The following is a 220-nucleotide window of genomic DNA, read 5'->3' on the forward strand; positions in this document are numbered from 1 at the left end:
TTGGATTTTGGATATTTCTTGCATCCGGCTCTTTTATTGTTTGTTCTTGAGTTAATTTACCAACTGATCCGTCATTAAATGTTACTGTTGTAGCTCCATTGTCTGAAACTTCAACATCTTTTGCTTTCGGATTAGCTTTCTTAACTTCTTCAATTACTTTTGCTTTTTCTGCTTCTGTTAATTTGAACGGATTTCCTACTGGTGTCTTAGCCGGCTCTTT

General features: G+C 35.5%; 1 pseudogene. It reads right to left on the reverse strand.

From position 1 onward, the window contains the following. A pseudogene (locus SINDD18_RS11070) lies at positions 1-220 on the reverse strand (hypothetical protein); the annotation flags it as partial.

The sequence above is a fragment of the Streptococcus infantis genome, from assembly GCF_001579645.1.
In the GTDB taxonomy this organism is placed as follows: domain Bacteria; phylum Bacillota; class Bacilli; order Lactobacillales; family Streptococcaceae; genus Streptococcus; species Streptococcus infantis_E.